25 protein-coding genes are annotated in these 26,768 nt (G+C 65.3%); 3 read left to right on the top strand and 22 right to left on the bottom strand.

Annotation, left to right across the window (positions count from 1 at the left end; genetic code table 11):
* Positions 1–193: 193 nt before the first annotated feature.
* Positions 194–727 carry a ferritin-like domain-containing protein gene (locus AC2T4A_RS08275; protein WP_416750346.1) on the bottom strand — a complete coding sequence of 178 codons (534 nt, stop codon included), beginning with the start codon at positions 725–727 and terminating at the stop codon, positions 194–196.
* 295 nt (positions 728–1,022) lie between these two features.
* On the opposite strand from AC2T4A_RS08275, the gene AC2T4A_RS08280 reads away from it, so the two are divergent.
* Complete coding sequence (locus AC2T4A_RS08280) at positions 1,023–3,113, top strand: AsmA family protein (RefSeq protein ID WP_486743069.1); 2,091 nt, start codon at positions 1,023–1,025, stop codon at positions 3,111–3,113.
* A 218-nt stretch (positions 3,114–3,331) separates the two neighbouring features.
* Here AC2T4A_RS08280 and AC2T4A_RS08285 read toward each other — a convergent pair whose 3' ends face one another.
* From AC2T4A_RS08285 to AC2T4A_RS08300, 4 genes are all read right to left on the bottom strand, one after another.
* Positions 3,332–3,787 (bottom strand): GyrI-like domain-containing protein, encoded by a 456-nt coding sequence (locus tag AC2T4A_RS08285; RefSeq protein ID WP_486743070.1) that lies wholly within the window; start codon positions 3,785–3,787, stop codon positions 3,332–3,334.
* 143 nt (positions 3,788–3,930) lie between these two features.
* On the bottom strand, positions 3,931–4,275 hold the full coding sequence (osmE, locus tag AC2T4A_RS08290; protein ID WP_416750340.1) for an osmotically-inducible lipoprotein OsmE: 345 nt from the start codon (positions 4,273–4,275) through the stop codon (positions 3,931–3,933).
* An 87-nt stretch (positions 4,276–4,362) separates the two neighbouring features.
* Positions 4,363–4,581 (bottom strand): hypothetical protein, encoded by a 219-nt coding sequence (locus AC2T4A_RS08295; RefSeq protein ID WP_486743071.1) that lies wholly within the window; start codon positions 4,579–4,581, stop codon positions 4,363–4,365.
* A gap of 72 nt (positions 4,582–4,653) precedes the next feature.
* Positions 4,654–5,919, bottom strand: coding sequence for an Hsp70 family protein (locus AC2T4A_RS08300; RefSeq protein WP_486743072.1), 1,266 nt, complete (start codon positions 5,917–5,919; stop codon positions 4,654–4,656).
* Positions 5,920–6,126: 207 nt separating this feature from the next.
* Between AC2T4A_RS08300 and AC2T4A_RS08305 the strand changes: the two genes are divergently transcribed.
* Positions 6,127–6,990, top strand: a complete 864-nt coding sequence (locus AC2T4A_RS08305; RefSeq protein WP_017518216.1) for an isocitrate lyase/PEP mutase family protein — start codon at positions 6,127–6,129, stop codon at positions 6,988–6,990.
* Between the two features lie 25 nt (positions 6,991–7,015).
* Here the strand turns inward: AC2T4A_RS08305 and AC2T4A_RS08310 are convergent, their stop codons facing one another.
* Entirely contained in the window at positions 7,016–7,672 is a 657-nt protein-coding gene (locus AC2T4A_RS08310; RefSeq protein ID WP_486743073.1) for a hypothetical protein, read from the bottom strand.
* Between the two features lie 180 nt (positions 7,673–7,852).
* Here AC2T4A_RS08310 and AC2T4A_RS08315 point away from each other — a divergent pair, with 180 nt between their 5' ends.
* Entirely contained in the window at positions 7,853–8,119 is a 267-nt protein-coding gene (locus AC2T4A_RS08315; RefSeq protein WP_478378642.1) for a DksA/TraR family C4-type zinc finger protein, read from the top strand.
* A gap of 137 nt (positions 8,120–8,256) precedes the next feature.
* Here AC2T4A_RS08315 and AC2T4A_RS08320 read toward each other — a convergent pair whose 3' ends face one another.
* The 16 genes from AC2T4A_RS08320 to AC2T4A_RS08395 form a co-directional block, all read right to left on the bottom strand.
* Positions 8,257–10,422, bottom strand: a complete 2,166-nt coding sequence (locus AC2T4A_RS08320) for a GAF domain-containing protein (protein ID WP_486743074.1) — start codon at positions 10,420–10,422, stop codon at positions 8,257–8,259.
* Positions 10,419–11,024 (bottom strand): biliverdin-producing heme oxygenase, encoded by a 606-nt coding sequence (locus tag AC2T4A_RS08325; protein ID WP_486743075.1) that lies wholly within the window; start codon positions 11,022–11,024, stop codon positions 10,419–10,421. The genes AC2T4A_RS08320 and AC2T4A_RS08325 overlap by 4 nt, the downstream gene beginning before the upstream one ends.
* Positions 11,025–11,331: 307 nt before the next feature.
* Complete coding sequence (locus tag AC2T4A_RS08330) at positions 11,332–14,100, bottom strand: autotransporter outer membrane beta-barrel domain-containing protein (protein ID WP_486743076.1); 2,769 nt, start codon at positions 14,098–14,100, stop codon at positions 11,332–11,334.
* Positions 14,101–14,446: 346 nt separating this feature from the next.
* Complete coding sequence (locus AC2T4A_RS08335; RefSeq protein ID WP_416750323.1) at positions 14,447–14,773, bottom strand: hypothetical protein; 327 nt, start codon at positions 14,771–14,773, stop codon at positions 14,447–14,449.
* Positions 14,774–14,916: 143 nt separating this feature from the next.
* Complete coding sequence (gene ureC, locus AC2T4A_RS08340; protein ID WP_486743077.1) at positions 14,917–16,617, bottom strand: urease subunit alpha; 1,701 nt, start codon at positions 16,615–16,617, stop codon at positions 14,917–14,919.
* A gap of 163 nt (positions 16,618–16,780) precedes the next feature.
* Entirely contained in the window at positions 16,781–17,086 is a 306-nt protein-coding gene (locus AC2T4A_RS08345; protein ID WP_331317618.1) for an urease subunit beta, read from the bottom strand.
* The gene (locus AC2T4A_RS08350) at positions 17,083–17,589 is read right to left on the bottom strand and encodes a GNAT family N-acetyltransferase (RefSeq protein ID WP_478378648.1); all 507 of its coding nucleotides are present in this window, start codon (positions 17,587–17,589) and stop codon (positions 17,083–17,085) included. The genes AC2T4A_RS08345 and AC2T4A_RS08350 overlap by 4 nt, the downstream gene beginning before the upstream one ends.
* A gap of 82 nt (positions 17,590–17,671) precedes the next feature.
* Positions 17,672–17,974 (bottom strand): urease subunit gamma, encoded by a 303-nt coding sequence (locus tag AC2T4A_RS08355; protein ID WP_017518207.1) that lies wholly within the window; start codon positions 17,972–17,974, stop codon positions 17,672–17,674.
* 1 nt (position 17,975) lies between these two features.
* Positions 17,976–18,809, bottom strand: a complete 834-nt coding sequence (locus tag AC2T4A_RS08360) for an urease accessory protein UreD (RefSeq protein ID WP_486743078.1) — start codon at positions 18,807–18,809, stop codon at positions 17,976–17,978.
* Between the two features lie 221 nt (positions 18,810–19,030).
* Positions 19,031–19,483, bottom strand: a complete 453-nt coding sequence (locus AC2T4A_RS08365; RefSeq protein WP_416750312.1) for a GNAT family N-acetyltransferase — start codon at positions 19,481–19,483, stop codon at positions 19,031–19,033.
* A 176-nt stretch (positions 19,484–19,659) separates the two neighbouring features.
* The gene (urtE, locus tag AC2T4A_RS08370) at positions 19,660–20,358 is read right to left on the bottom strand and encodes an urea ABC transporter ATP-binding subunit UrtE (RefSeq protein WP_478378650.1); all 699 of its coding nucleotides are present in this window, start codon (positions 20,356–20,358) and stop codon (positions 19,660–19,662) included.
* Positions 20,359–20,466: 108 nt separating this feature from the next.
* Positions 20,467–21,321 (bottom strand): urea ABC transporter ATP-binding protein UrtD, encoded by an 855-nt coding sequence (urtD, locus tag AC2T4A_RS08375; protein ID WP_416750308.1) that lies wholly within the window; start codon positions 21,319–21,321, stop codon positions 20,467–20,469.
* A 145-nt stretch (positions 21,322–21,466) separates the two neighbouring features.
* A complete protein-coding gene (gene urtC, locus AC2T4A_RS08380) occupies positions 21,467–22,537 on the bottom strand; it encodes an urea ABC transporter permease subunit UrtC (RefSeq protein ID WP_486743079.1) in 1,071 nt (356 codons plus the stop codon).
* 148 nt (positions 22,538–22,685) lie between these two features.
* Positions 22,686–24,272: an urea ABC transporter permease subunit UrtB gene (gene urtB, locus AC2T4A_RS08385; RefSeq protein ID WP_486743080.1), complete on the bottom strand. Its 1,587-nt coding sequence runs from the start codon at positions 24,270–24,272 to the stop codon at positions 22,686–22,688.
* A 241-nt stretch (positions 24,273–24,513) separates the two neighbouring features.
* Positions 24,514–25,782 carry an urea ABC transporter substrate-binding protein gene (gene urtA / locus AC2T4A_RS08390; RefSeq protein WP_416750304.1) on the bottom strand — a complete coding sequence of 423 codons (1,269 nt, stop codon included), beginning with the start codon at positions 25,780–25,782 and terminating at the stop codon, positions 24,514–24,516.
* A gap of 236 nt (positions 25,783–26,018) precedes the next feature.
* The gene (locus tag AC2T4A_RS08395; RefSeq protein ID WP_416750302.1) at positions 26,019–26,612 is read right to left on the bottom strand and encodes a MarC family protein; all 594 of its coding nucleotides are present in this window, start codon (positions 26,610–26,612) and stop codon (positions 26,019–26,021) included.
* Between the last annotated feature and the right edge of the window lie 156 nt (positions 26,613–26,768).

Genomic DNA, 26,768 nt, shown 5'->3' on the forward strand with positions numbered 1-26,768 from the left:
ATTGACTTCTATCAATGCCTTCGATTGGCAGTATCGGCGCCATTGTTAGTATCTGATAAATCGATGTGTTTGTGAGTGCGATGGGTTGCAGAGGCTCTGGATCGGGGCTTTTCGCTGAGCGGCAGGGGGAAAAGCAGGATGCCCGGCGCGGGCCGGGCATCGATGCGGGCGATTGGGGGGATGCGGGGAAAGGCTATTTCAGGTCCTGAAGCAGGTCCGCCATGTCGTCGGCATGCTCTTCTTCCTGCGCGAGGATCTCTTCGAACAGGCGGCGCGTGGTCGGATCGTCGTTACCGAGGTAGATCACGATCTCGCGGTAGCTGTCGATGGCGATGCGCTCGGCGACCAGGTTCTCGGTGATCATCTCGCGCAGGTTCGCCCCGGCCACATATTCGGCGTGGGAGCGCTGGGACAGGCCTTCGGGGTTGAAGTCCGGCTCGCCGCCCAGTTGCATGATGCGTTCGGCCAGCTGGTCGGCGTGCTGTAGTTCCTGGGTGGCATGCTCGAGGAATTCGGCAGCGGCCACGCTGGCCTTCAGGCCGGTGGCCATGAAGTAGTGGCGCTTGTAGCGCAGGTAGCAGACCAGTTCGGTGGCCAGCGACTCGTTGAGCAGGCGCAGCACGGTCTTGCGGTCGGCATGGTAGCCCTCGGTCACCGCGCCTTCTTCGATGTTCTGGCGCGCCCTCTGGCGCAGGGTCTGGACGTCGGTCAGTTGGGCCTGGTTCATCAGCTATCTCCTTAACGGCGGGACTTGTGACGGGCCGGCGCTGCGGTGGCGCGCGGCACGATTCGGGTCACAAGGTTGTGAGTCATGGGCCGGTGGGAAAGTTTGGTTTTTTTCTCCGGCAGGTTCGCCAGGAGCATTTGCTGCACAGATTGCGGGAGCCATCGCCTCGCTATGCTGGTCCAAGACGACAGGCCAAGGGAGAATGCCGGCCCGGCATGCTCAGGCGGCCATTGATACCGGCAGCGGCGTGGGGACGTTGCTGCTTCCACCGACGCGGCAAGCAGGGAGTTCAGGTATGACGCGCGGGAAAAGAATTTGCCTCTGGAGCTTCACGGGTTTCATTGCGGTGATCACCGCGCTGGTGGTGTTCATCGCCACCTTCGACTGGAACCGGGTGAAGCCGACCATCAACGAGAAGGTCTCGGCCGAACTGGGCCGCCCGTTCGCCATCAACGGCGACCTGCAGGTGTTCTGGCGCACGGAACCTGCGGAAAGCGGCTGGCGCGCCTACGTGCCGTGGCCGCACTTCAGCGCCGCCGATATCACCTTGGGCAACCCCGACTGGGCGGCCGGCAAGACGCGGTCGCCCAACTTTGCCAGCCTGGAGAAAGTCGAGTTTCGCCTTGCCCCGTTGCCGCTGCTTTGGCAGACGGTGAACATCCCGCAGATCGTCCTCACCCGCCCCAGCGCGGACCTCCTGCGTCTGGGGGACGGCCGCGCGACCTGGGTCTTCGAGCTGCCGAAGAAGGATGAAGACCCCAACGCGATGCCGGAGAAGTCGCCGTGGAAGTTGGATATCGGCGAGATCGGCTTCGACAAGGGCAACGTCACCCTTGATGACCAGAGCCTGAAGACGCGCCTGGAGCTGGTGGTGGACCCGCTCGGCAAGCCGGTGCCCTTCGGCCAGTTGGCGGGCAAGGCGCTGGCTGGCGGCGACAAGGCCGGAACCCAGGACTATGTGTTCGGCTGGAAGCTCAAGGGTCAGTACAAGGGCCTGCCCCTGAATGGTTCGGGCAAGGTCGGCGGCATGCTTGCCCTGCAGGACGCGGCCAAGCCCTTCCCGGTGCAGGCGGACGTCTCTGCCGGCAGCACCCGCGCCAGCATTGTCGGGACCCTGACCGACCCGCTCAATCTTGGCGCGCTCGACCTGCGCCTGAAGCTGGCCGGCACCAGCATGGCCAATCTCTTCCCGCTGACCGGGGTGACCCTGCCCGACACCCCGGCCTACGAGACCGATGGCCGCCTGAAGGCCGAGCTGCACGATTCGGCGGGCGCGCAATTCCACTATGAAAACTTCAACGGCAAGGTGGGGGACAGCGATCTGCATGGCGACCTGGTGTTCGTCAATCGGCAGCCGCGGCCCAAGCTCTCCGGCAAGCTGCGTTCGGACCAGCTGCGCATGGCCGACCTCGGGCCGCTGATCGGCGCCGACTCGAACAAGCAGAAGCAGGCGCGTGGCCAGAGCACCCGCCAGCCGGCGGACAAGGTGCTGCCGGTGGAAGAGTTCCGCACCGATCGCTGGCGCGCCATGGATGCCGACGTCGAGTTCACCGGCAAGCGCATCGTGCACAGCGACAAGCTGCCGATCAGCGACCTCTATACCCACCTGGTGCTCAACGACGGCCTGCTGAACCTGGAGCCGCTGCGCTTCGGCGTGGCCGGCGGCACACTGGAATCACACATCCGCCTGGACGGCGGCAAGACGCCGCTGCAGAGCAAGGTCCAACTGCAGGCGCGCAGCTTCAAGCTCAAGGAGCTGTTCCCCAGCTTCGCGCCGATGCAGTCGAGCTTCGGCGAACTGAACGGCGATGCGGCCATTACTGGCACCGGCAACTCGGTGGCGACCATCCTGGCCGGCGCCAACGGCGAGATGAAGCTGCTGGTCAACGATGGCCGCATCAGCCGCAGCCTGATGGAGATCGCCGGGCTCAACGTGGGCAACTACGTGGTGAACAAGCTGTTCGGCGATGACGAAGTGAAGATCAACTGCGCCGCCGCTGACGTGGGCATCACCAACGGTTTGGCCAAGCCACGGGTGTTCGCCTTCGATACCGAGAACGCGATCATCACGGTGGACGGCACCGCCAACTTCGCCACCGAGCAGCTGGACCTGGACATCACGCCGCAGAGCAAGGGCGTGCGCATCTTCTCCCTGCGTTCGCCGCTTTATGTACAAGGCACCTTCAAGAACCCGAAAGCCGGCGTGCATGTGCTGCCGCTGGCGGCGCGGGGCGCGGGCATGGTCGCCCTCGGCGTGGCGGTGGCTCCGGCGGCGGCGCTGCTGGCCCTGATCGCCCCGAGCAAGCAGGACGACAACCAGTGTGCTGCGCTGCTGCAGCAGATGAAGCAGCCGTCGAAGGCGCCCACGCCGGCCACGCGCAAATAAAAGGCGGTGATCCTGTAGGAGCGAGCTTGCTCGCGAACCGCCTCACGACGGAGTTTGTTCGCGAGCAAGCTCGCTCCTACAAAAAGCGGACGCGGATCGTCTCGGTGAGCAGGACGCATGACACTCGAGGCGTTATGCGTCCTATTCAGCTTCGATGCCAGCCGGGGGGCGCGAGCAAGCTCGCTCCTACAGGAAGCAAAATGCGGTCGCGGGTGGTGTCAGTAGATCGGCACGTACAGGTCGGTTTCCGAAGCCGGGTCTTCCGGGCCGAGGAAGCGCTCGGTGTAGCGCTCCAGGTCCACGCCTTTCTTCGGCTCCAGGCCGTGGCGGGTCAGCAGGCTGGAGTAGATGGCCTGGAAGCTGTCGGCGATGGCGGCGACCGGGCCGATATGGGTGAACACCGCGTACTTCTGCGCGGGCACCTCGACGCTCATCATGCCGTCGGGCACGACGGCGCCGGCGTCCACCGGCAGCCCCGCGATGTAGTGGAACTCACCGCCCGGCAGCTGGGTGCAGACGCCATAGGCGGTCTTGTCCTTCGCGCTGGCGGCGACTTCCGCCTCGCGCGGCAGGAAGCGTTGCCAAAGCTGGCCGATGCTGTCGCCCGCTGCGCTGCCGCGGTAGTCCATGCCCACCACTTCGAAGGCGGGCAGTTCGATGATGCGGTATTTCATGGTCGGCTCCTGAAGTGGCTGCTGGGATGATAGACGGCCACCGCGCGGCGCGAATATCCCCGGTGTCCCGGACTGTGGCGTCATGCCGAATGAAAAAGCCCCCGCCGGCTGGCGAGGGCAATGTCGTCACAAATGGAGGTCCGTCACGGCTGGGCGTCGCGCTCGTGGCGGTCGAGCTCGGAGCAGGTCATGAAGCCCGAGCCGTCAACCCGGCCGCTGCTGTCGAAACTCACGTAGAAGGGCTGTTGCTGCCCATCCTTGCTGAGGATGTAGCTGTTGCAGCTGCCCGGCTTCATCAGGCGCTTCTGCGTGGAAGACGGGGTGCCGCCAATCTTCAGGACTTCTTCCTGGCTCATCCCCTTCTCGACATTGCGCACCAGAGGCTGGTCGCGGAAGGTGATGTAGTTGACCGGGTTTTGCACCTTGGTGGAGGCACAGCCCGCCACCGAGGCCAGTACGAACAGCGCCAGCAGTGATCGCTTGTACATGGTGTTCTCCTTGGTTGAGCAACTCACTCGCTCAACTTGGAGCCTAGGCGATGATCCGGCGTTCAAGAAATCTGTGCGGTACGGCGTTTACTGGGTGTCCTTCAGGGCGTCGTCCAGGCGCTGCTGGTTCTGCGCGTTGGCCGCATCGACCTGCTGCTTGAGCTGCTGCATCTGCTGCTGGGCCTGTTGCGCCTGCTTGGCCTGCAGGTTGGCGGTGGTGGCCGCAGTGGCGGCGGTCTCGCCCAGGCCGCAGGCGGAAAGCGCGGCGGACAGGAGCAGCAGGCAGGTCAGTTGGGCGATACGCATGGCGGGCTCCGGGCGCGAGGGGGATTACCGCCACACTAGCGTATGGCGGCATTCCCGTCAGTGAGCGGCCGCTCAGCCGTAGCGCTTCATCGCCTCGATGGCCAGGCCGTTGCCGATTCCGCCGAAGCGGTCGCCGTCCACGTGACGGGCATTGGGCAACATGGCTGCCACGCTCTGGCGCAGCGCCGGCACACCGGAGGAGCCGCCGGTGAAGAACACCGTGTCGACCCGCGCCGGGTTCACGTCGGCGCTATTGAGCAGCTCGCTGATGCTGCCGCGCACGCGCTCGAGCAGCGGGCCGATGGCGCCTTCGAACAGTTCGCGGCTGAGTTCTGCGACCAGGCCGGCTTCGACACGCGCCAGGTCGATGTCGCGGCGCTCGGCGTCGGATAGCTCGATCTTGCTGGCCTCCACCTGCATCGCCAGCCAGTGGCCGGCGCGCTGCTCGATGAGCTTGAACAGCCGGTCGATGCCGGTGGCGTCGACGATGTCGTAGCGCATGTTCTGCAGCGCCAGCTGGGACTTCTGCGCGTACACCGCGTTGATGGTGTGCCAGGTGGCGAGGTTGAGGTGGTAGCTGGTCGGCATGAAAGCGTCGCTCTTCATCTTGCTGCCGTAGCCGAACAGCGGCATCACGCCCTGGATGCTCAGCTGCTTGTCGAAGTCGGTACCGCCGATGTGCACGCCGCCGGTGGCGAGGATGTCGCCCTGACGGTCGGCCACTTCGCGACGCTCCGGCGACAGCCGCACCAGCGAAAAGTCCGAGGTACCGCCGCCGATATCGACGATCAGCACCAGTTCTTCGCGCTGGATGCTGCGCTCGTAGTCGAAGGCCGCGGCAAGGGGTTCGTACTGGAAGGAGACGTCCTTGAAGCCGAGCTTCTGCGCCACGGCCACCAGGGTGTCCTGGGCTTCCTGGTCGGCCTTGGGATCGTCGTCGACGAAGAACACCGGGCGACCCAGCACGACGGACTCGAACTCGCGCCCGGCGACCGTTTCGGCGCGCTTCTTCAGTTCGCCGATGAACAGCCCCAGCAGGTCCTTGAAGGGCATGGCACTGCCCAGCACGGTGGTCTCGCTTTTCAGCAGCGAGGAGCCCAGCAGGCTTTTCAGCGAGCGCATCAGGCGGCCTTCGTAGCCTTCCAGGTATTCGTGCAGGGCCAGGCGGCCGTACACCGGACGGCGTTCCTCGACGTTGAAGAAAATCACCGAGGGCAGGGTGATCTTGTCGTCTTCCAGGGCGATCAGCGGTTCGGTGTCCGGGCGCCACCAGCCGACGGTGGAGTTGGAGGTGCCGAAGTCGATGCCCAGGGCGCGGGCAGCTGTGGTCTGGAACATGGGGCGAGTGTCCGGAGAAAAAACGGCCGCGCAGTGTACGCGAGTGTTTGCCGAAATTCAGGGTATCCGTCGGGAAGCGATGGTGGCAAAGAGGGCTTGGGGAGTAGCTTGTAGTTTTGCTACATTGTGTTCCTGTAGTTTTCCTACAAGAGTTTTCCACTATCTGATTTCCGTTCTCCCACCCCGTATTAGCCGTTGGATCCCACCATGCACAGAGCCTCCTTCCACGAATTGCGCAAGGATTTCCGCGCCTTACTGAATTCTTCAGCCTGCTATCACACCGCTTCGGTGTTCGACCCCATGTCGGCGCGTATCGCCGGCGACCTGGGTTTCGAAGTAGGCATCCTGGGCGGTTCTGTAGCTTCACTACAAGTTTTGGCGGCGCCTGATTTCGCGCTGATTACCCTGAGCGAATTCACCGAGCAGGCCACCCGCATCGGCCGTGTCGCCCGCCTGCCGGTGATCGCCGACGCCGACCACGGCTACGGCAACGCGCTGAACACCATGCGCACCATCGTCGAGCTGGAACGCGCCGGCGTGGCCGCACTGACCATCGAGGACACCCTGCTGCCGGCGCAATTCGGGCGCAAGTCCACCGACCTGATCCCGGTCGAGGAAGGTGTCGGCAAGATCCGCGCGGCACTGGAAGCGCGCATCGATTCGGAAATGGCCATCATCGCCCGCACCAACGCCGAAGTGCTGGAAGTGGACGACGTGATCCGCCGCACCCTGGCCTACCAGGCTGCCGGCGCCGACGGCATCTGCATGGTCGGCATCCGTGATTTCGACCATCTGGAAGCCATCTCCCGCCACCTGTCCGTGCCGCTGATGCTGGTGTCCTACGGCAATCCCGAGCTGCGCGATGACGCGCGCCTGGCCGAGCTGGGCGTGCGCATCGTGGTCGACGGTCACGCCGCCTACTTCGCCGCGATCAAGGCCACCTACGACTGCCTGCGCGAGCAGCGTGGCGTGCATGCCTCCGACCTCACCGCTTCGGAGCTGGCGAAGAAGTACACGCTGCCCGAGGAGTACCAGATCTGGGCTCGTGAATACATGGAAGTGAAAGAGTAAGGTCGCGCCGCAGTTCCCCGGCACATCAGCTCTGGGGCAGATGGCGTGTGAGGTATTCGATCTGCGCGTTGAACGGGTAGAGCAGGGTGCCCGTGGGGCCTTCGGCTTTGCGCAGATAGGTCCAGCGCATCAGCAGCGCATCTCGCTCGTTGCCGGCTGGCATGGCCTCGAGCTGGGACTGGATGGCTTGCTGCAATGCCAGGATCTGCTGCGACTCTTCATCGGCCGGCTCGCCCAACAGCTTGCCATTGGCCTTGCGCGCCTCCAGCAGTGCCAGCTCGCGCAGGTCGATGTGCAGCTTGGAGGATGTGTCTGCACCGGCCTCCAGGAAGCTGTCGAACAATTGGGCGACCTCGCGGGTTTGCCGGACGGCGGTGGGCAGGTCGACCCCCTTCTTGTTGTAGGCATCCCGTACCTTGGCGAGGGTCTGCTGATAGAGCGTCCAGATGTCCTTCAGGGCGGTGGCGTTGCGCTGGGCGGCGAGCTTGTCGGCAAAGGCCGTGCCCAGATTATCGAGGCGCGTCAGGAACCGCTCATCGCCGGTGGCGCTGTACAGCAGCAGATAGCGTTCGATGTCCTTCATCAACGGATCGGTGGTGAACGTTTCCGGCTCGCCCGCCAGCGCGATTGCAGCGGTGGTTGTAAGCAGCAGGCAGCTCAGCAGCGCGGAGAGGCGGCGCATGACGTGGTCCTTGAGTTATCGAAAGTGCCGACATTTTCGAGGTCCGTCTCCGGAGTGGATGTCAGATAAATCCGATATAACGCGCCCGAAGTTTCGCTTTCCTGCCTGACGCTGCCCTTGCAAAGCGCGATCTCAACCGTCATATCTGTACAAATACTGAGCAAGGTATGGGAGGTCGTCATGGCCAGTGGTTGGGCAAACGACGGAGCGGTTCAGGAACAGATCGACAGCACCATCGAGGACGCCATCGCCCGGGCGCGCAGCCAATTGCCCAAAGGTGAGAGCCTGACCCACTGCGAAGAGTGCGATGTGCCGATTCCCGATGCGCGCCGCAAGGCCATTCCCGGCGTGCGCCTGTGCGTGAACTGTCAGGCCGAGCACGACAAGGAACAGTCCGCGCACAGCGGCTACAACCGTCGCGGCAGCAAGGACAGCCAGTTGCGCTGAGCTTTCTTTGTCCAATGAAAACGGCGCCCCGAGGCGCCGTTCTGCATTCCAGGAGCGAGCTCGCTCGCGAACCCTGGCAGGGCACCGAGGCTCGGGGCGGTTCGCGAGCAAGCTCGCTGCTGCAGGGCTTTGTGGTATCAGGGCGCTGGTCGCAGTGGCACCAGCACATTGAAGGTGATGATGCCGTCGGCCTGTTCCACTTCGATGCGGCCGCCATGGGCGTTGACGATGGCCTGGGAGATGTACAGGCCTATGCCCAGCCCGCTTTTGTTGCGGCCGTGGCCGCCGGCGTCCTGCTTGAACGGCTCGAACAGATTGGCGATGCGCGTTTCATCCAGCGCTTCGGCCTCGTTGAGGATACTCAGCCGGGCGACGTCGTTCTGCCGGCACAGCTCCACCAGCACCGGGCGGCCGGGGCGGCCATGGTGGCGGGCATTGCTCAGCAGGTTGGCCACCACTTGCAGGTAACGGTCCGGGTCGACCTGGGCTTCGACGCCGCTTTCGATGGCGGTTTCGATGGACAGGCCCGGATAGGCCACGTCGGTTTCCTGGACGATATCGCGCACCAGTCGCGAGAGGTCGGCAGCCACCGGCTTCACTGTCATTCCCGCGCCGCTCTGTAAGCGGCTCATCTCCAGAATCTGGCTGATCAGCCGCTCCATGCGACTGCTGGAATAGGTGATGTGCTGGCGCAGTTCGGCGTTTCGCACATCGCTGGAGGAGAGCATGGCAGCGGCCATGGAGATCGATTGCAGCGGGTTGCGCAAGTCGTGGCCGAGCACGGCGATCAGGCGCTGGCGCATGCGGTCGATCTCGCCGGCGCGGTTCAGGCACAGCTCCACCAGTTCGGTGCGCAGCTTGTCGGCGATGCTCAGATCGATGCCGGTCCAGGGCATGGAGCGCCCGCGCACCACTTCCTCCCAGGCCTCGAACGAACCGCGCGGCGTCAGGCGCGGGCCAGAGGGGCCGGTGCTGACGATTTTCTCCGGCTTGCCGCCCCAGCGGATGCGGTGCACCTGCTCCAGGCGTAGCCAGACGATCCAACCCGATTCCTGGCGGTGGAAACGAATCGCCATGACGCCGCAGTAACGCGGGTCGTGTGGGGCGTCGGGCAGGTCCTGGCGGCGGTCGCTGTGGAACAGGTCAAGGTCGTCGTGCTGCTGGAGTTCGGCGACCATGGCCACCGCCAGCGCCTCAAAATCCCCCCCGATGCTGCTGGCGCGTCCGCCGAGCATCACCACCGCGCCGTCGCACGGCAGCAGGTCGGCGACGCTGGCGCCGGGGCGCGACAGGGCGCTGAGCAGGTCGTCGGAGTCACGGGTGCGACGCAGCAGCGCCTGCTGACGTTCGGAGGCCTGGCGCAGCAGTTCGCTGGTGCGCGCCTGTTCCAGGCGCTCGACCATGGCGCTGCACACCTGGGAGAACACCTGGAATGACATGCGGATCGGGTAGGGCACCACCTTGGGGCTCATGTGGTGGCAGGAGAAGAGTCCCCACAGCCGCCCGCCGACCACGATGGAAATGCTCATCGAGGCGCGCACGCCCATGTTGGCGAGGTACTCGCAGTGGATCGGCGAAACGCTGCGCAGGGTGCTGAAGCTCAGGTCGAACGGCTTGCCGCTGCTCGGGTTCAGCGTCGGGTGCACAGCCACCGGTTGGTAGGCCGCATCGCCAATCAGCCGCACCGGGTTCTGCAGGTACAGGCGGCGGGCCTGGGCGGGGATGTCCGACGCCGGATAGCGCTGGCCGAGGTAGCTTTCCAGGTCCTCGCGGCGGGATTCGGCCACCACCTCGCCGGAGTCGTCCTCGTTGAAACGGTAGGCCATGACGCGGTCGTAGCCGGTCATCCGCCGCACTTCCTCGGTGACGCTGATGAGCAGGCTCTCGACGTCGTTGCGCAGCTGTAGCTGGCTGACCAGGCGCTGGGCATTCAGGGCGAAGGTAGTGAAGGACGCGGTGCCGGCCGCCCGCCGTTCGAACTCCAGGTAGCGCACGCCGTCATGGCTGTGGCCGATCACGTCGAAGAAGCGCCGGTTGATCCGCGCTTCCACGCTGTTGACCCAGGGACCTTCCACGCTCAGTCCCTCGGCGAGCATCGCCAGTACGCCGGGGCCGACGTCGGCCTCCGCCAGCAGCTCGCCCCGCTGCGGGGCGATGCCCAGCAGGGTGCCGAGGTTGTCGCTGAAACCGAGCACTCGGCCTTGCTCGTCGAGAGCGATCAGTGCGCCGTGAGGCTGGATCGCGCCGGGCACATGGATGGGTTCGTCCTCGCAGTTGGCGAGGGTGACAGTCTGCTCGCTCATGCCAGGACCGCCCGTTTCGGCGCGGCGTCCAGCACCCAATCGCGGAAGGAGGTGAACGCGCGCACCGCCGCAGCCTGGGCGCGGGCGATGTCCTCGGGCGTGCTGACCTGCTCGGCGAGCTGGCGCTGGAAGGCGGTCCAGCGCTCGCCGGTGTGTTCGCCATAGCCTTGCAGCCAGTGCAGCGGCAGGGGCTCGAGAGAGGCCTTGTGACGTTTGTAGAGCACGCGCCCGCCCAGTGTCGCGCCTTCGGCGACGTAGGCGATGCCGAAGGCTTCGGCCAGGCAGGTTGGCGTTGGTGCCACGGGGCACTCGGGCAGTGTGTCGAGGGGGTGGCCGCCAGCCTGCAGGTCGGCTTCCAGCCACTGGCTCTTGCCGCGCCGCAGGCGGGCATCGTGCTGATCCGGCCAGAGGGGCCAGAGCGACTGCTCCAATGGGCGCATCCAGACGAGTACGCGGGCGGCGTGGTCAAGGTAGTCGGCGTGGGTCAGCACGCCGCCGAATGGCGAACGGCTGTCGAGGTCGGCATGCAGCGCATGGGTGGCGGCGCGCAACGCGGCCAGCGCGGGCGAGATGCCCGGGCGGTCGTTCGTCTGGGAAGTCATCGCCGTCATCGCAGGTCTACCTTTTTCTTCGAGCATCAGAGCATAGCAGCAGAGGTGTACGACCGGGCTGACAGAAGAAAATTGACTGAGTCGTCAGGGTTTTCACTCCTGTAAGAGCGAGCAAGCTCGCGAACCGCCTCACTGGATGTGTCTGGTTCCGCGCTTGGCTCCCTCCTGCGAAGAGGGCATGTGGCCAAGGGGCCGCATCCCGTGTGCCGGGGTTCGCGAGCAAGCTCGCTCCTACAGGAGCGGGATGAGAAAAAGGGCCGCCGCACGTTGCGTGCGGCGGCCCTGGTTCACGACAGGATCAGAAGTTGACCTTGAAGCCCACGGTCACGGCCTGGTCGCGGTAGCCGTTGTCGCCGAACTGGTGGCCCACTTCACCCCAGACGTTGACTCGGCTGTTCACCTTGCTGGTGGCTCCGAGCTTCACTTCGAAGATGTCACTGGCGCCGTCCATCTCGAACTTGGTGCTGCCCATCTTCGCGCCGAAGTCCTTGGAGTTGTGGATCCAGTTGGTTTCCACGTAGGGCTCCACACCGTAGGTGTTGGCGAAGCCGCCTTCCTGGTTGCTGCGCACGGCGGCGCGGGCGCCCAGACGGGTCATGACGTTGCCGTCGCCCTTGCCGGTGACCTTGGTGCCGTTGGCCTCGCGGTGGCTGTCAGCCTTCACGCCCATGTAGACCACTTGCGCCTGCGGCTGCACGTAGTAGGTAGCGCTCTCGGTCTTGGCCACTTCGAAGGTCTTGCCGGCCTCGATGGAGGCGGTGATGCCCTTGAGGTCGTAGCTTTCCTTGGCCAGTTGATCGCCCTTCACGTCGGCGTCGAACTCGTTGTAGAGAACCCAGCTGTCGACATAGGCGCCGTTTTCGTCCTCCTTATTTTCGTACCAGGTGCCGTACACGCCCAGGCTGTAGCCATCGATCTCGCCGCGCGAGCGGTAGCCGGTGATGCGCGACTTGGTGGTGGAGTTGCCATTGGCGTAGCCGGCCATCACGCCGAATACCCAGTCACCGTTGTCGGTTTCCTTGCGGTACAGGTCGCTGCCCAGTTGCAGCACATAGCGGTTGGACTCGGTCTTCAGCTGCCCGGTGCTGTCTTCCCAGCGGGTCGAGCCGTCGACGTTGCGCATCCACAGCATCGAGGTCACTTCCTTGCCGGTATCCGGGTCGACGTAGGTCAGGTTGCCGGTGCGGTCATGCAGGCGATGCAGGAACATGGTGTTGGCCGCCGCGATGTTGGCGGTGTAGCTACCACCTTCGGGCTGACGCACGCGGTCCTTGTCGTTGGGCGCGGGTTTTTCCGGCACCGGGTCGGTCGGGCCCGGATCAACCGGACCTGGCTCTTCAGGACCTGGATCGACGGGGCCCGGCTCTTCAGGACCCGGATCGACCGGACCCGGATCTTCGGGGCCCGGATCGACGGGACCGGGGTCTTCCGGACCCGGATCTTCGGGGCCTGGATCGACGGGACCGGGGTCTTCCGGACCCGGATCGACAGGGCCCGGATCCTCAGGGCCGGGGTCGACCGGATCGGGATCTTCCGGCTCCGGCTCGGTCGGCTTGTAGGACGTCAGGTACCAGTCGCTGTCCCGGCCAGTGGAACCGACGAAGCTGCCGCCACGACGCAGCACATACTCGTATCCGCCCTCGGTGACCCGGTCGGACTTGAACTCGCCAGCGGAGGTGCCGCCCACGGTGATCATCTGGATGCCTTCCAGGGTTTCGGCACCGGGGCCGTCGGTGTTGTTGACGGTGACGCGCGTATCGCCCGAAGTGCTGCCGCTGATGGCGAGCTTGTCGGTCTCGGACGTGTCGTCGCCCAGGTAGGTATTCATCACCAGGTGACCGCCGCCGGTGAAGTCGCCGTCCACGGTCAGGGTCTTGTAGGTGTATGCGCCGTGTTCGTCATGACGGTCATAGACCAGTTGGGCGCCATCGGTGAGCGTGAGGTTGGTCAGGTTGGAGTTGCCGGTCATGAACCACTGGCTGGAAGCACCGTCCATGGCCAGGTCGATCACGCCATCGGTGGCGGTGCTGGTGGTGCCATTGAGATAGGAGCCGGCAGCCATCTTCAGGTCCAGCTTGCCCTGGTTCTCGGCATAGAGGGCCACGCCTTTGCGGTTGGCGAGGTCTTGTGCGGCGCTGCTGTCCAGCACGTAGATCGCAGCATTCTCCGAGACGATGCTGGAGTCCGCGCCGTTGGCCGACATGGCGCGGGTACCGTCGATCACGGTGACCTTGGTGTCGCCATACAGATGCACCTTGCCGCCGCGCATGCCATTGAAGTCTTCCAGGGTCTGCGCATAGATGCCGTAGGCGTTGTTTCTGCCGGTGGTGATATCAGTGCTGCCCAGGTGGATCTCGCCGCCGCGGTTGGCGAACACGGCGTGGGCGGAAGAACCCGTCGTGCTGATGGTGCTGCCATCGTCGATGCGCACTTCGGCATCACCCTTGTACAACAGTGCTTCGCTGTCCCGGTTGCCGGCATAGACCGCGTAGCCATTGCCATCGCTGCCATTGGTGCCGCTGCCGGTGGTAGCGATCACCGCGCCTTTACCCAGCAGGATGCGGTTGGTGCCGCCATTCTTCGAGGTATTGGCGCGCACGCCCATGCCGGAAGTCGTGATGCTGGCGTTGTCGCCGATGGTCACCGTGGAGTTGTAGGCATTCTCGGTGACGTTGATGCCGTCAGCCGAGGAGCCCTTGGTGACGATGGTCAGCTTGTCGATGGAAATGTTGTTCGTGCCGATGTTGGCCTGGATGGCATCGGCCTTGTAACCGCTGAGCAGGCCCGAGACGGTGCCGGTCATCAGCGTCGCTTCCTTCAGGTTCCAGCTCGAGCCGTTGCCGTACATGGCGAAGCCTGCCATGGGGCCCATGCTGCCGCGTGCGTTGCCGGTATCGACGTGGACGCTCTCCACAGCGCTATCGAGCCCCCACCACAGGGTCTCGTCGCAGGTGTATGTCTTGCCGTCACCGCTGGTGGTGCAGGTGGCACTGGCTGTGCCCACTTGCCCCGCCAGGGCGATGGCCAGCGCGATGTGCGTGGCCAGAAGGGTCTTGGTAAAGCGCATTGCAAACCTCCTTGCACCCGTCGCCGAGTGGCGATGCGGGGCGGATTTCCAGCGCCTGTGTGAGCCTGTCCTGGCGGGGGATCGGAGTACTCCGGATCGGGGTCCTGCTTTCACTGGAAGTTGCGTTGGGGAGGCATGGCTGCGAGCCGTCGCGCCACGCCAGATCGGCCGCCGCGTAAGGCTTTGCCGGATCAGTGGGCACATTGTTCAGCGCGCGTTCAGGTAGCCGAATAAGACGAATCTCAATCGGCGGGCGGTGAGGCGGGGGATGGCGCAAAGCTTGATTTATGGCAAGGGATGAAGCCGGACCGGGCATGGCGCGCCGGTCCGGGAAAACAGCGGAGCCTTACTTGTTCAGCTTGACCACGTCACCGGAAACGGTGGTGGTGTAGCCGGTCAGGACCCAGGCCCAGAACCAGTTTTCCTGCACCTGGGTGTTGATCAGCGCATCACCGCCCTTGGTCTTGACCGCGGCGTTCTGCGCGCGGACGAAGCGGTCGTTCTGCTGGATCGGGATGAAGCCGAACAGCAGGATGCCAGTGGCCTTGCCTTCGCTGTGGCCGACCACGGTGTACTGGTCGGGGCTGTAGCTCTGGGTCTTCATCGGGGTGCCGGTGCAGCCGGCGAGAACGGCGGTGGCCAGCAGGGTGGCGGCGATACGGGTGAACTTCACATGACTCTCCTGAGATTGAAACCCCTGGGACTCTTTCCCAGGGGGCCGCAGGGTAGCCATCATTGCGCCATAGCGGAAGCCGGCAATGTGTCGCAATCTTCGGAGTCGGTCTTCGGAATAGTCTGTCCTTACAGCAGCTTCTCTCAGAAGAGGAAGTACCGCTGTGCCATCGGCAGCACGTCCGCCGGTTCGCACCAGAGCAACTGGCCGTCCGCGCGCACCTGGTAGTTCTGCGCATCGACCTCGATGTGCGGCAGGTACGCGTTGTGGATCAGGTCGGTCTTCTGCACGCTGCGGCAGCCCTTCACCACGCCGATGCTCTTGCGCAGGCCCAGTTCGTGATGCACGCCGAGGTCGAACGCGGCCTGGCTGATGAAGGTCAGGCAGGTAGCGTGGCGGCTGCCGGCGTAGCTGGCGAACATCGGCCGGTAGTGCACCGGCTGCGGCGTCGGGATCGAGGCGTTGGCGTCGCCCATCAGGCTCGCGGCAATGGCGCCGCCCTTGAGGATCAGGCTCGGCTTCACGCCGAAGAACGCCGGGCGCCAGAGCACCAGGTCGGCCAGCTTGCCCACTTCGATGCTGCCCACTTCATGGGCCACGCCATGGGTGATCGCCGGGTTGATGGTGTACTTGGCGATGTAGCGCTTGGCGCGGAAGTTGTCGTTGCGCGCGCCGTCGCCGTCCAGCGCGCCGCGCTGCTGCTTCATCTTGTCGGCGGTCTGCCAGGTGCGCGTGATCACTTCGCCGACGCGGCCCATGGCCTGGCTGTCGGAGCTGATCATGCTGAAGGCGCCGAGGTCGTGGAGGATGTCCTCGGCGGCGATGGTCTCGCGGCGGATGCGCGATTCGGCGAAGGCCACGTCCTCGGCGATGCTCGGGTCCAGGTGATGGCAGACCATGAGCATGTCCAGGTGCTCGTCGATGGTGTTGCGGGTGAACGGCCGCGTCGGGTTGGTCGAGCTGGGCAGCACGTTGGCGAAGCCGCACGCCTTGATGATGTCCGGCGCGTGGCCGCCGCCGGCGCCCTCGGTATGGTAGGTGTGGATGGTGCGGCCCTTGAAGGCGGCCAGGGTGGTTTCGACGAAGCCGGACTCGTTCAGGGTGTCGGTGTGGATCGCCACCTGCACGTCAAGGCGGTCAGCCACGGACAGGCAGTTATCGATCGCCGCCGGAGTGGTGCCCCAGTCCTCGTGCAGCTTCAGGCCGATGGCGCCGGCGCGCACCTGTTCTTCCAGTGGCAGCGGCAGGCTGGCGTTGCCTTTGCCGGTGAAACCGATGTTCATCGGGAAGGCGTCGGCGGCCTGGAGCATGCGCGCCATGTGCCAGGGGCCGGAGGTGCAGGTGGTGGCGTTGGTGCCGGTGGCCGGCCCGGTGCCGCCCCCAATCATGGTGGTCACTCCGCTCATCAGCGCCTCTTCGATCTGCTGCGGGCAGATGAAGTGGATGTGCGTGTCTATACCGCCGGCGGTGAGGATCATGCCCTCGCCGGCAATCACTTCGGTGCTGGCGCCCACGGCGATGGTGACGCCGGGCTGGATGTCCGGGTTGCCGGCCTTGCCGATGGCGGCGATGCGACCGTGCTTGAGGCCGACGTCGGCTTTCACGATGCCCCAGTGGTCGATGATCAGCGCGTTGGTGATCACGGTATCGACGACCTGCGCGGCACACAGCTGGCCCTGGCCCATGCCGTCGCGGATGACCTTGCCCCCGCCGAACTTCACTTCCTCGCCGTAGACGGTGAAGTCCTTTTCCACTTCGACCCACAGGTTGGTGTCGGCCAGGCGGACGCGGTCGCCGACGGTGGGGCCGAACATGTCGGCGTAGGCTTGTCTGCTGATCTTCATCGGGGCTCCTTGGTCGGTCCTTGCGCTGGTTTGCCCTCTCCCCAACCCTCTCCCTGAAGGGAGAGGGGGCTGATCGGTGCACTGTGCTGACTCACTGCTCGCGCTGCTTTCTCCCTCTCTTCAGGGAGAGGGCGGGGGAGAGGGGCTCTATGTGGCATTTAGCTCAGAGCGCGCCCATCACCCGCCCGGCAAATCCGTAAACCTTTCTCTCGCCCGCCAATTCCACCAGCTCCACCTCGCGGCTCTGCCCCGGCTCGAAGCGCACGGCTGTGCCGGCCGGGATATTCAGGCGCATGCCGCGAGCCGCGTCGCGGTCGAACAGCAGCGCGTCGTTGGTCTCGAAGAAGTGGTAGTGCGAGCCGACCTGGATCGGCCGGTCGCCGCTGTTGGCCACCGTCAGGGCGAGCGTGCGGCGGCCGGCGTTGAGTTCGATCTCGCCGGGCTGGATGTCGTATTCGCCAGGGATCATGGGACGCTCCGTGAGTCGAGGTTCAATTGCATGAAGGTGAGGTCCAGCCAGCGGCCGAACTTCTGGCCCACCTGCGGCATCTGCCCGGTGGTGATGAAGCCCAGGCGCTCGTGCAGGCGGATCGACGCCGCGTTGCCGCTTTCGATGGCCGCGACCATCACGTGCAGGCTCTGGGCGCGGGCGCGCTCGATCAGTGCGTGCATCAGGATCGGGCCGAGGCCCTTGCCGCGCTGGTCGGCGCGTACGTAGACCGAGTGCTCGACCGTCTCGCGGAAACCGTCGAAGGCGCGCCACGGGCCGTAGCTGGCGTAGCCCACCACCTCGCCGCCATCTTCGGCCACCAGCACCGGGAAGCCCTGCTGCGCGCGCAGTTCCAGCCAGGCGCGGCGGTTCTCCAGGTCAATGGCGACCTCGTTCCAGATGGCGGTGGTGTTGAGCACGGCGTCGTTGTAGATGTCGCGCAGACTGCCGAGGTCGGCTTGGCTGGCGTCGCGGATGAGCATGGTGGTTCCTCTATACGTAGGGCGAATGAAGCGGAAGGCTTCATCCGCCATTGTCGCTGCCCCCTTGTTGGATGGCGCGCGATCAGGCGATGGGCTGATGCACGGTGACCAACTTGGTGCCGTCCGGGAAAGTGGCTTCCACCTGGATTTCCGGGATCATTTCCGGCACGCCTTCCATCACCTGTTCACGGCTCAGCAGCGTGGTGCCGTAGTGCATCAGGTCGGCGACCGTCTGGCCATCTCGCGCGCCTTCGAGCAGCGCGGCGGAGATCAGCGCCACGGCCTCCGGGTAGTTGAGTTTCACACCACGGGCGAGGCGACGTTCGGCGACCAGGCCGGCGGTGAAGATCAGCAGCTTGTCTTTTTCGCGGGGCGTCAGGTCCATCTCAGGTGCTCCAGATTCGGGGAAGAACGGCTTCGCGGCCGAGCAGCGCCGGCCGCAGCCGACGCCAGAGTTCGATGAGCCAGGCGCGGGCGTGCAGCGCCTCATGGGCGAGGCAGCGGGCGACCACCAGGCCGGGCAGTTGGGTGAGGTTGCCGCGCCCCTGGCAGGGCACGGCGCGGCAGGCTTCGAGCAGCGCCGCATCGATCTGCCCACTGGCGATCAGCGTCGCCATCACCGGGTGGCCGGCGAGGCCGATGGGCGAATCGAGCAGGCGGTCGCTACCCGTCACGCGCTGGCGCTCGTGCCACAGGCGCTGGCCGTCGCGGCGGATGTCCAGGGCGGCGGCGAAGTGGCCTTCGTCGAAGCGCTCGCCACTGGCTGGGCGGCCGAGGGCGACCACGTCCCAGTAGAACAATCGGGCGTCGGCTTCGAGATCGATACGGGTCGTGAGTTCGGCCTGCGCGCCGGAGTAGACGATGGTTTCCTGCGGCAGCCATTCCAGCGTGGCACCGGGGCCGACGCGGATGTCCAGTTGCTGTTTCGCCACGCAGTTGGCGCGGTACCACTTGGCCGCGCCGGGGCTGGTGAGCTGCGCCCAGCTGTCGTTGCCGGCGCGGATGTCGAGGCTCAGGGTGTCGCCGCCAGCGATGCCGCCAGGCGGATGCACGACGATGTGCTGACAGACTTGCGGCCCTTCCGCATAGAGGTGCTTCTGCACCCGCAGCGGCCCGAGGTGGCGCCGGGTGACCGGCCGCGTGCAATCGCCGAAGCGAGCGTAGGCAAGCTCCAGCTCGGCGTGCCAGGCAGGATGGAAGAGGATGGCCGGTGCGTTCATGGGCAGCTTCGAAACGAAGGATGCTCAGGACAGAGCAATCAGCGTGCCGGGATGCGCCAGGATAGTGCGTGGCGCCTGCACAAGGTGCCGCAGGGCCCGTTCGGCGCGGGGTATGGGGTGCCCAGGGTGATTGTCCGATCGGTCAGGTACGGGCGCGGTTGCGGTGCGTCCTCGATCAATGCGCACCATGGTGGTGCGCTCGCTCCTACAAGAGCCGCGCCTCAGCCTAGCTGCTTGCGCATGTACACGCGGCGGAAGCCGTTCTCGACTTTGCGCGCGTACTCCTGGTACCCGTTCTTCGCGTAGAGCTCGATGTTCTCCACCATGCGCTCGTTGGTGTACAGGTAGAGGGAGCTGAAGCCCAACTGGGCGGCGGTTTCCTCGGCGTGGATCAGCAGCACGCGGCCGATGCCCTGGCCGGCGCACTCGGGCAGCACGGCGATGTTGTCGAGCAGGAAGCCTTCGTCGGTCTCGCGCATCACCAGCAGGCCGACGGGCACGCCGTCCTGCTCGGCGATCAGCACGCGGTCCTCGGCGATGATGGCGTGATAGTCGTCCAGCATCGGACCGGGCTTGCGGCCGAGTTTGGGAATCCACTGGGCGTAGGCGGCTGCCACGCAGACTGCGGCGAATCCGGCGTCGTCATTGACGGCGGGGCGCAGGACGAGGGGCATGACGAACTCCAGAAAAATCCAGTACGGGGCCTGGCAGCTTGCCATCCGCCGCGCTCATGCGCCAGTGACAGGTCGTCTCAGCGTGGGCGTGGGTGTGGTTCGCGAGCAAGCTCGCTCCTACAGATCGGGTCTGCATGCTCTTTGTAGGAGCGAGCTTGCTCGCGAACCCCGTCGGCCTAGATAGTCACCAGCCCGCGTACGCCCTCGGCTTCCATATCCGCCCCCCGGCCCTGCTGGACGATCTCGCCACGGGACATCACCAGGTACTGGTCGGCCAGTTCGGCGGCGAAATCGTAGAACTGCTCCACCAGCAGGATGGCCATGTCGCCGCGTTGGGCGAGCTTGCGGATCACCGCGCCGATCTCCTTGATCACCGACGGCTGGATGCCTTCGGTGGGCTCGTCGAGGATCAGCAGGCGTGGCCTGCTGGCCAGTGCGCGGCCGATGGCGAGCTGTTGCTGCTGGCCGCCGGAGAGGTCACCACCGCGGCGCTGTTTCATCTCCTTGAGCACCGGGAACAGTTCGTAGATGTGTTCAGGCACCGCCCTGGCTTCGTTGGCGCTGAACCGTGACAGGCCCATCAACAGGTTTTCCTCCACCGTCAGGCGCGGAAAGATTTCCCGGCCTTGCGGCACGTAGGCGATGCCGGCGTGCACGCGCTGGTGTGGCTTGAAACCGGTGATCGGCTTGCCTTCCCAGCTGACCTTGCCTTCCTTGGCCGGCACCAGGCCCATCAGGCAGCGCAGCAGGGTGGTCTTGCCCACGCCGTTGCGGCCGAGCAGGCAGGTGACCTCACCGATCTTCGCGTCGAACGACAGGCCACGGAGGATGTGGCTGCCGCCGTAATACTGGTGGAGTTTGTCGACTTGCAGCATGGGTGTTTCCTTTGCATTCGGCTGCGGCGGATAACGCTGCGCGTTATGCGCCCTACGGTTGCTTGCGGCGTCGGGCGAATGAAGCGGAACGCTTCATCCGCCGTCGTACTAGCGGCCCAGATAAACCTCGATCACTTGCTCGTTCGCCTGCACTTCCTCCAGCGAACCCTCGGCCAGTACATGCCCCTGGTGCAGCACGCTGACGTGGTCGGCGATGCTGCCGACGAAGCCCATGTCGTGCTCCACCACCATCAGCGAATGCTTGCCGGCAAGGGACTTGAACAGCTCGGCGGTGAACTCGGTCTCGGCGTCGGTCATGCCCGCCACCGGTTCATCCAGCAACAGGAGTTGCGGCTCCTGCACCAGCAGCATGCCGATCTCCAGGAACTGCTTCTGCCCGTGGGACAGCAATCCTGCGGGGCGATTGCGCGACTCGTGCAGGCGGATGGTGGTGAGCACTTCCTCGATACGGTCCTTCTGCTCGCGGGAGAGCTTCGCCTTGAGGCTGGCCCACACCGACTTGTCGGTCTTCTGCGCAAGCTCCAGGTTCTCGAACACCGAGAGCGCCTCGAACACCGTGGGCTTCTGGAACTTGCGACCGATGCCGGCCTGGGCGATTTCCACCTCGCTCATGCGGGTGAGGTCGAGGGTTTCGCCGAAGTACGCCTTGCCGTTGTCCGGGCGGGTCTTGCCGGTGATCACGTCCATCAGCGTGGTCTTGCCCGCGCCGTTGGGGCCGATGATGCAGCGCAGCTCGCCGACACCGATGTACAGCGTGAGGTCGCGCAGGGCGCGGAAGCCATCGAAGCTGACGTTGATGTCTTCCAGGGTCAGGATGGTGCCGTGGCGCACGTCCAGCTGGCCGCTGGCGCTCGAACCGATGCCGATGGCATCGCGGCTGGCGCCAGGGTCGCGGTTGGGATCGTAGGCCGGTTCCAGCATCAGGTGGGGGACCGCTCTCATTGCTCTTTCTCCGCGGAAATCGTCAGGAGCGCGTCGCGAGCAATCCCGACTGCAAGGCGCGCCGCGCACAGCGACGAGACAGTACGATGGAGTACGGTGAGGAGTGAGCGCGGCGCAACGCCGCAGTCGGGATGCGCAGTAGCGATCATGATGATTTCCTCAGGCCGATGATGCCGCGCGGCAGGTACAGGGTGACCACGATAAACAGCGCGCCGAGGAAGAACAGCCAGTACTCGGGGAAGGCCACGGTGAACCAACTCTTCGCGCCGTTTACCACGCCAGCGCCGAGCAGCGGGCCGATCAGCGTGCCGCGCCCGCCGAGGGCAACCCACACGGCAGCTTCGATGGAGTTGGTCGGCGACATCTCGCTGGGGTTGATGATGCCCACCAGCGGCACGAACAACGCGCCGGCCAGGCCGCAGATCACCGCGGACAATGTCCAGACGAACAGCTTGTAGCCGCGCGGGTCGTAGCCGCAGAACATCAGGCGGTTTTCCGCGTCGCGCAGGGCGGTGAGCACCCGGCCGAACTTGCTGCGCGCCAGGGCAAAGCCAATGGCCAGGCTCGCCGCCAGCAGCACGACGATGGCGATGAACAGCGCCACCCGCGTGCCCGGTGCGGTGATGGAAAAGCCCAGGATGCTGCGGAAGTTGGTGAAGCCGTTGTTGCCGCCAAAGCCCGTCTCGTTGCGGAAGAACAGCAGCATGCCGGCGAAGGTCAGCGCCTGGGTCATGATCGAGAAGTACACACCCTTGATCCGCGAGCGGAAGGCGAAGAAGCCGAATACCAGCGCCAGCAATCCGGGCGCCAGCACCACCAGGCACAGCGCCCAGATGAAGTGCTGGGTGCCGGCCCAGTACCAGGGCAGCTCCGTCCAGGAGAGGAAGGTCATGAAGGCTGGCAACTGGTCGCCGGCGGCCTCGCGCATCAGGTACATGCCCATGGCGTAGCCGCCCAGGGCGAAGAACAGCCCGTGGCCCAGGGACAGCAGGCCGGCGTAACCCCAGACCAGGTCCAGCGCGAGGGCGACGATGGCGTAGCAGAGGATCTTGCCGGTGAGCGTCAGCCCGTAGGCCGACAGGTGCAGCGCGTTGCTTTCCGGCAACAGGTGCAGCAGCGGCAGGATCAGCAGCGCGATGAGCGCGGCGCCGACGATGCCCGCGGTGAGTTTCGGGCCGGCCTTCTGCGCGGCCGTCACGGTGAGTGGCTGGTTCACGAATAAGTCTCCCCGGCTTTCTGTAGGAGCGAGCTTGCTCGCGAACAGATTTCCCGTTGGCTTCGGAGTTGGGCGGGTTCGCGAGCAAGGGCTGAGGCGCCCCCCTCGGTCCTACGAAGAGCGGATGGATAGAAGGGGAACGTTTTCATCAATCGATGACCCTCCCTTTCAGAGCGAAGAGCCCCTGCGGACGTTTCTGGATGAACAGGATGATCAGCGCGAGGATCAGGATCTTGCCCAGCACCGCGCCGATCTGCGGTTCGAGGATCTTGTTCGCCACGCCCAGGCCAAAGGCGGCGAACACGCTGCCGGCGAGTTGGCCGACACCACCGAGCACCACCACCAGGAAGGAGTCGATAATGTAGCTCTGGCCCAGGTCCGGGCCGACGTTGCCGACCTGCGACAGCGCTACGCCGCCCAGGCCGGCGATGCCCGAGCCCAGGCCGAAGGCGAGCATATCCACGCGGCCGGTGGGCACCCCGCAGCAGGCGGCCATGTTGCGGTTCTGGGTCACCGCGCGGACGTTCAGGCCCAGCCGCGTGCGGTTGAGCAGCAGCCAGGTGAGCGCCAGCACGAACAGCGCAAAGCCGATGATGACGATGCGGTTCCACGGCAGTACGAGGTTGGGCAGCACCTGGATGCCGCCGGACAGCCACGCCGGGTTGGCCACTTCGACGTTCTGCGCGCCGAACAGCACGCGCACCAGCTGGATCAGCACCAGGCTGATGCCCCAGGTGGCGAGCAGGGTTTCCAATGGGCGGCCGTAGAGATGGCGGATCACCGTGCGTTCCAGTGCCATGCCGATGCACGCAGTGACCAGGAAGGCCACCGGCAGCGCGAGTAACGGATACAGCTCCAGCAGGCCGGGAGCGAAGCGCTGGCAGAGCAACTGCACCACATAGGTGGAGTAGGCGCCGAGCATCAGCATTTCGCCGTGGGCCATGTTGATCACCCCGAGCAGCCCGTAGGTGATCGCCAGGCCCAGGGCGGCGAGCAGCAGGATCGAGCCCAGCGACAGGCCGCTGAAAGCCTGGCCGAACAGATCGCCCATCAACAGACGGCGCTTGACCTGGCCGAGGCTGGTGGCGGCGGCGGTGCGCACCGAATCGTCGGGTTCGACAGCGGGGTCGAGGATATTTTCCAGGCGGGTGCGCGCCTGCGGATCGCCGGATTCGCCCAGCAGGCGCACGGCGGAGAGGCGCACGGCGGGAGCCGGGTCGGCCAGCTGCAGGTTGGCCAGGGCCAGTTGCAGGGCGGCTTTGACGGCGTCGTCGGATTCTTCGTTGAGACGGTATTCGAGCAGCGTGCGCTGCGCCGGGCGGGCACTCTTCTGCAATTGACGCGCGGCTTCCAGGCGCACGTCGGCGCTGTCGGCGACCAGTTGGTGGCTGGCCATTGCGGTGTTCACCAGGCCGCGCAGGCGGTTGTTCAGGCGTAGCTTGTCGGGCTCGCCGACTGGTGCGGCACCGCCGTCGGCGGGGTGGTATTGCCCCTCGTCACCGAGGACGAAGGCACGACCCTGCGCATCGATGGCGAGGCGGCCGGACTGGATGGCTTCCAGCAACGGCAGGCGGTCGGCATCAGGCGCGGCGGCCCATTGCTCCAGCAGTTTGGCGCGGGCGTCGTTATCGGCGCTGGCGAAGTCCTGCGCGGGGCCGGCGAAGGCGAGCTGCGGCAGCAGCGCGGTCAGTGCGAGGGCGCAGAGGCGAAGCAGGTGGAGCAGGGCAGTGGGCATGGTGTGTTCCCTGAAAGGCGGGAGTGGGCGGATGCCCCCTCTCCCCAGCCCTCTCCCTGAAGAGAGAGGGGGTTGTCCGTGCCGCCAGATACTTCTGGCTTCATCCTGTGTCTGACTGTTTTTCTCCCGTCAGGGAGAAAGCCGTCCGAGCCGGCTGATGCCTTGGCGTGATCTTGCGCCATACGGTTCCCTCTCCCTTCAGGGAGAGGGTTAGGGAGAGGGGCTCTGGCTCCCCGGAGGATCAGTTGCTGCGCACCGCGTAATCCGGCTTCTTGTCGTTGCCCGGAATGAACGGGCTCCACGGCTGGGCGCGGATCGGCTCGGGGGTCTTCCAGACCACGTTGAACTGACCGTTGTCCTCGATCTCGCCGATCATCACCGGCTTGTGCAGGTGGTGGTTGGTCTTGTCCATGGTCAGGGTGAAGCCCGAGGGCGCCTTGAAGGTCTGCCCGCCCATGGCCTCGCGAACCTTGTCGACGTCGGTGCTGCCGGCCTTCTGCACGGCCTGCGCCCACATGTGGATGCCGACGTAGGTGGCCTCCATCGGGTCGTTGGTCACGGCGGTGCTGTAGTTGGGCAGGTTCTTGGCCTTGGCGTAGGCCTTCCAGTCAGCGACGAACTTGGTGTTTTCCGGGTTCTTCACCGACTCGAAGTAGTTCCACGCCGCGAGGTTGCCCACCAGCGGCTTGGTGTCGATGCCGCGCAGTTCTTCCTCGCCCACGGAGAAGGCCACCACCGGTACTTCGGTGGCTTCCAGGCCCTGGTTGGCCAGTTCCTTGTAGAACGGCACGTTGGAGTCGCCGTTGACGGTGGAGATCACCGCGGTCTTGCCGCCGGCGGAGAACTTCTTGATGTCGGCGACGATGGTTTGATAGTCGCTGTGGCCGAACGGGGTGTAGACCTCCTGGATATCCTTGTCGGCCACGCCCTTGCTGTGCAGGAAGGCGCGCAGGATCTTGTTGGTGGTGCGCGGGTAGACGTAGTCGGTGCCCAGCAGGAAGAAGCGCTTGGCGGCGCCGCCGTCCTCGCTCATCAGGTATTCCACGGCCGGGATCGCCTGCTGGTTCGGCGCCGCGCCGGTGTAGAAGACGTTGGGCGACATTTCCTCACCCTCGTACTGCACCGGGTAGAACAGCAGGCCATTGAGCTCCTCGAACACCGGCAGCACCGACTTGCGCGACACGCTGGTCCAGCAGCCGAAGACCACCGCGACCTTGTCCTGGGTCAGCAGCTGGCGCGCCTTCTCGGCGAACAGCGGCCAGTTGGAGGCGGGGTCGACCACCACCGCTTCGAGCTTCTTGCCGTTCACCCCGCCCTTGGCGTTGATCTCGTCGATGGTCATCAGCGCCATGTCCTTGAGCGAGGTCTCGGAGATCGCCATGGTGCCGGACAGCGAATGCAGGATGCCGACCTTGATGGTCTCGGCGGCCTGGGAGCTGAACGGGAACAGACCGGTGAGCAGCAGGGCACTCACGGCCAGCGTACTTTTCAACAGCGGACGACGTTTCATCGCGGCAGCCTCCTTGGCTATCCAGGGGCGGGGAGTTGCCGGGCGGCAGCTTCCCCGGAAATGGGGCGATCCTTGAGCGGGATCGAAGCTGCCATCGCAGCATCCGTGCCAAACAGGCAAAAGCCTTGGCGCAGATGGGCTGCACGCGATTTTCTGTCGTAATGGTGAGGTTTTTCAGTGCGCAGCTTTGGTGCGCCGAACGCCCTTTGGTGCGCGGCGCTCCCCAAAGGAGCGCGTCATTGCGGGAGGAAGTAGCCGCGCACGCCGGTCATGATGATCTGCGCGGCGAGGGCGCAGACGAACAGCCCCATCAGGCGGCTGACGATCATCAGGCCCTGTTCGCCGAGGACCTTTTCGATCTTGTCGGAGAGGTAGAGCGTCACACCCACGGTCAGGCAGGCCAGGAAGATCGCCGCCAGGGCCAGCAACTTGTGCTCCCAGTCCTGGTTCACGCCCATCACCAGCAGCGCACCGATGGTGCCGGGACCGACGGTGATGGGGATGGTCAGTGGGACGATGGTGACGTCCTGTTGCACGTTGTCCGCCTGCACCGCCGAGCGCCCTTGCGCCATGCCCAGGGCGGAGATGAACAGTACGGAGCCTGCGCCGATGCGGAAGGCATCGGCGGTGATGCCGAACAGGGTGAAGATGTAGCGGCCGAACAGATACAGCAGAACGCTGGCGATCAACGCCGCCAGGGCCACGCGCCAGGCCATGCGCTTGCGGTCGCGCGGGGCGAAGCCGCGGTTCAGGCTGATGAAGCAGGACAGCACGAAGAATGGGCTGTAGAGCACCAGCATCTTCAGGTACACGCTGAACATCACTTGCATGGGAACGACTCGTCCGGATTGAGAGGGCGCGGCAGGGCAAAGCATAGCGGGTGGGACGGCGGGCGGCATTGCGGCGGGGCAATTGCCCGGTAGGTCTATCGGGTTACGTAGGAGCGGACTCCGTCCGCGATTGACGTCCGGCGCGATACGGAATCT

The sequence above is a fragment of the Pseudomonas sp. PVC-3-1 genome, assembly GCF_057444315.1.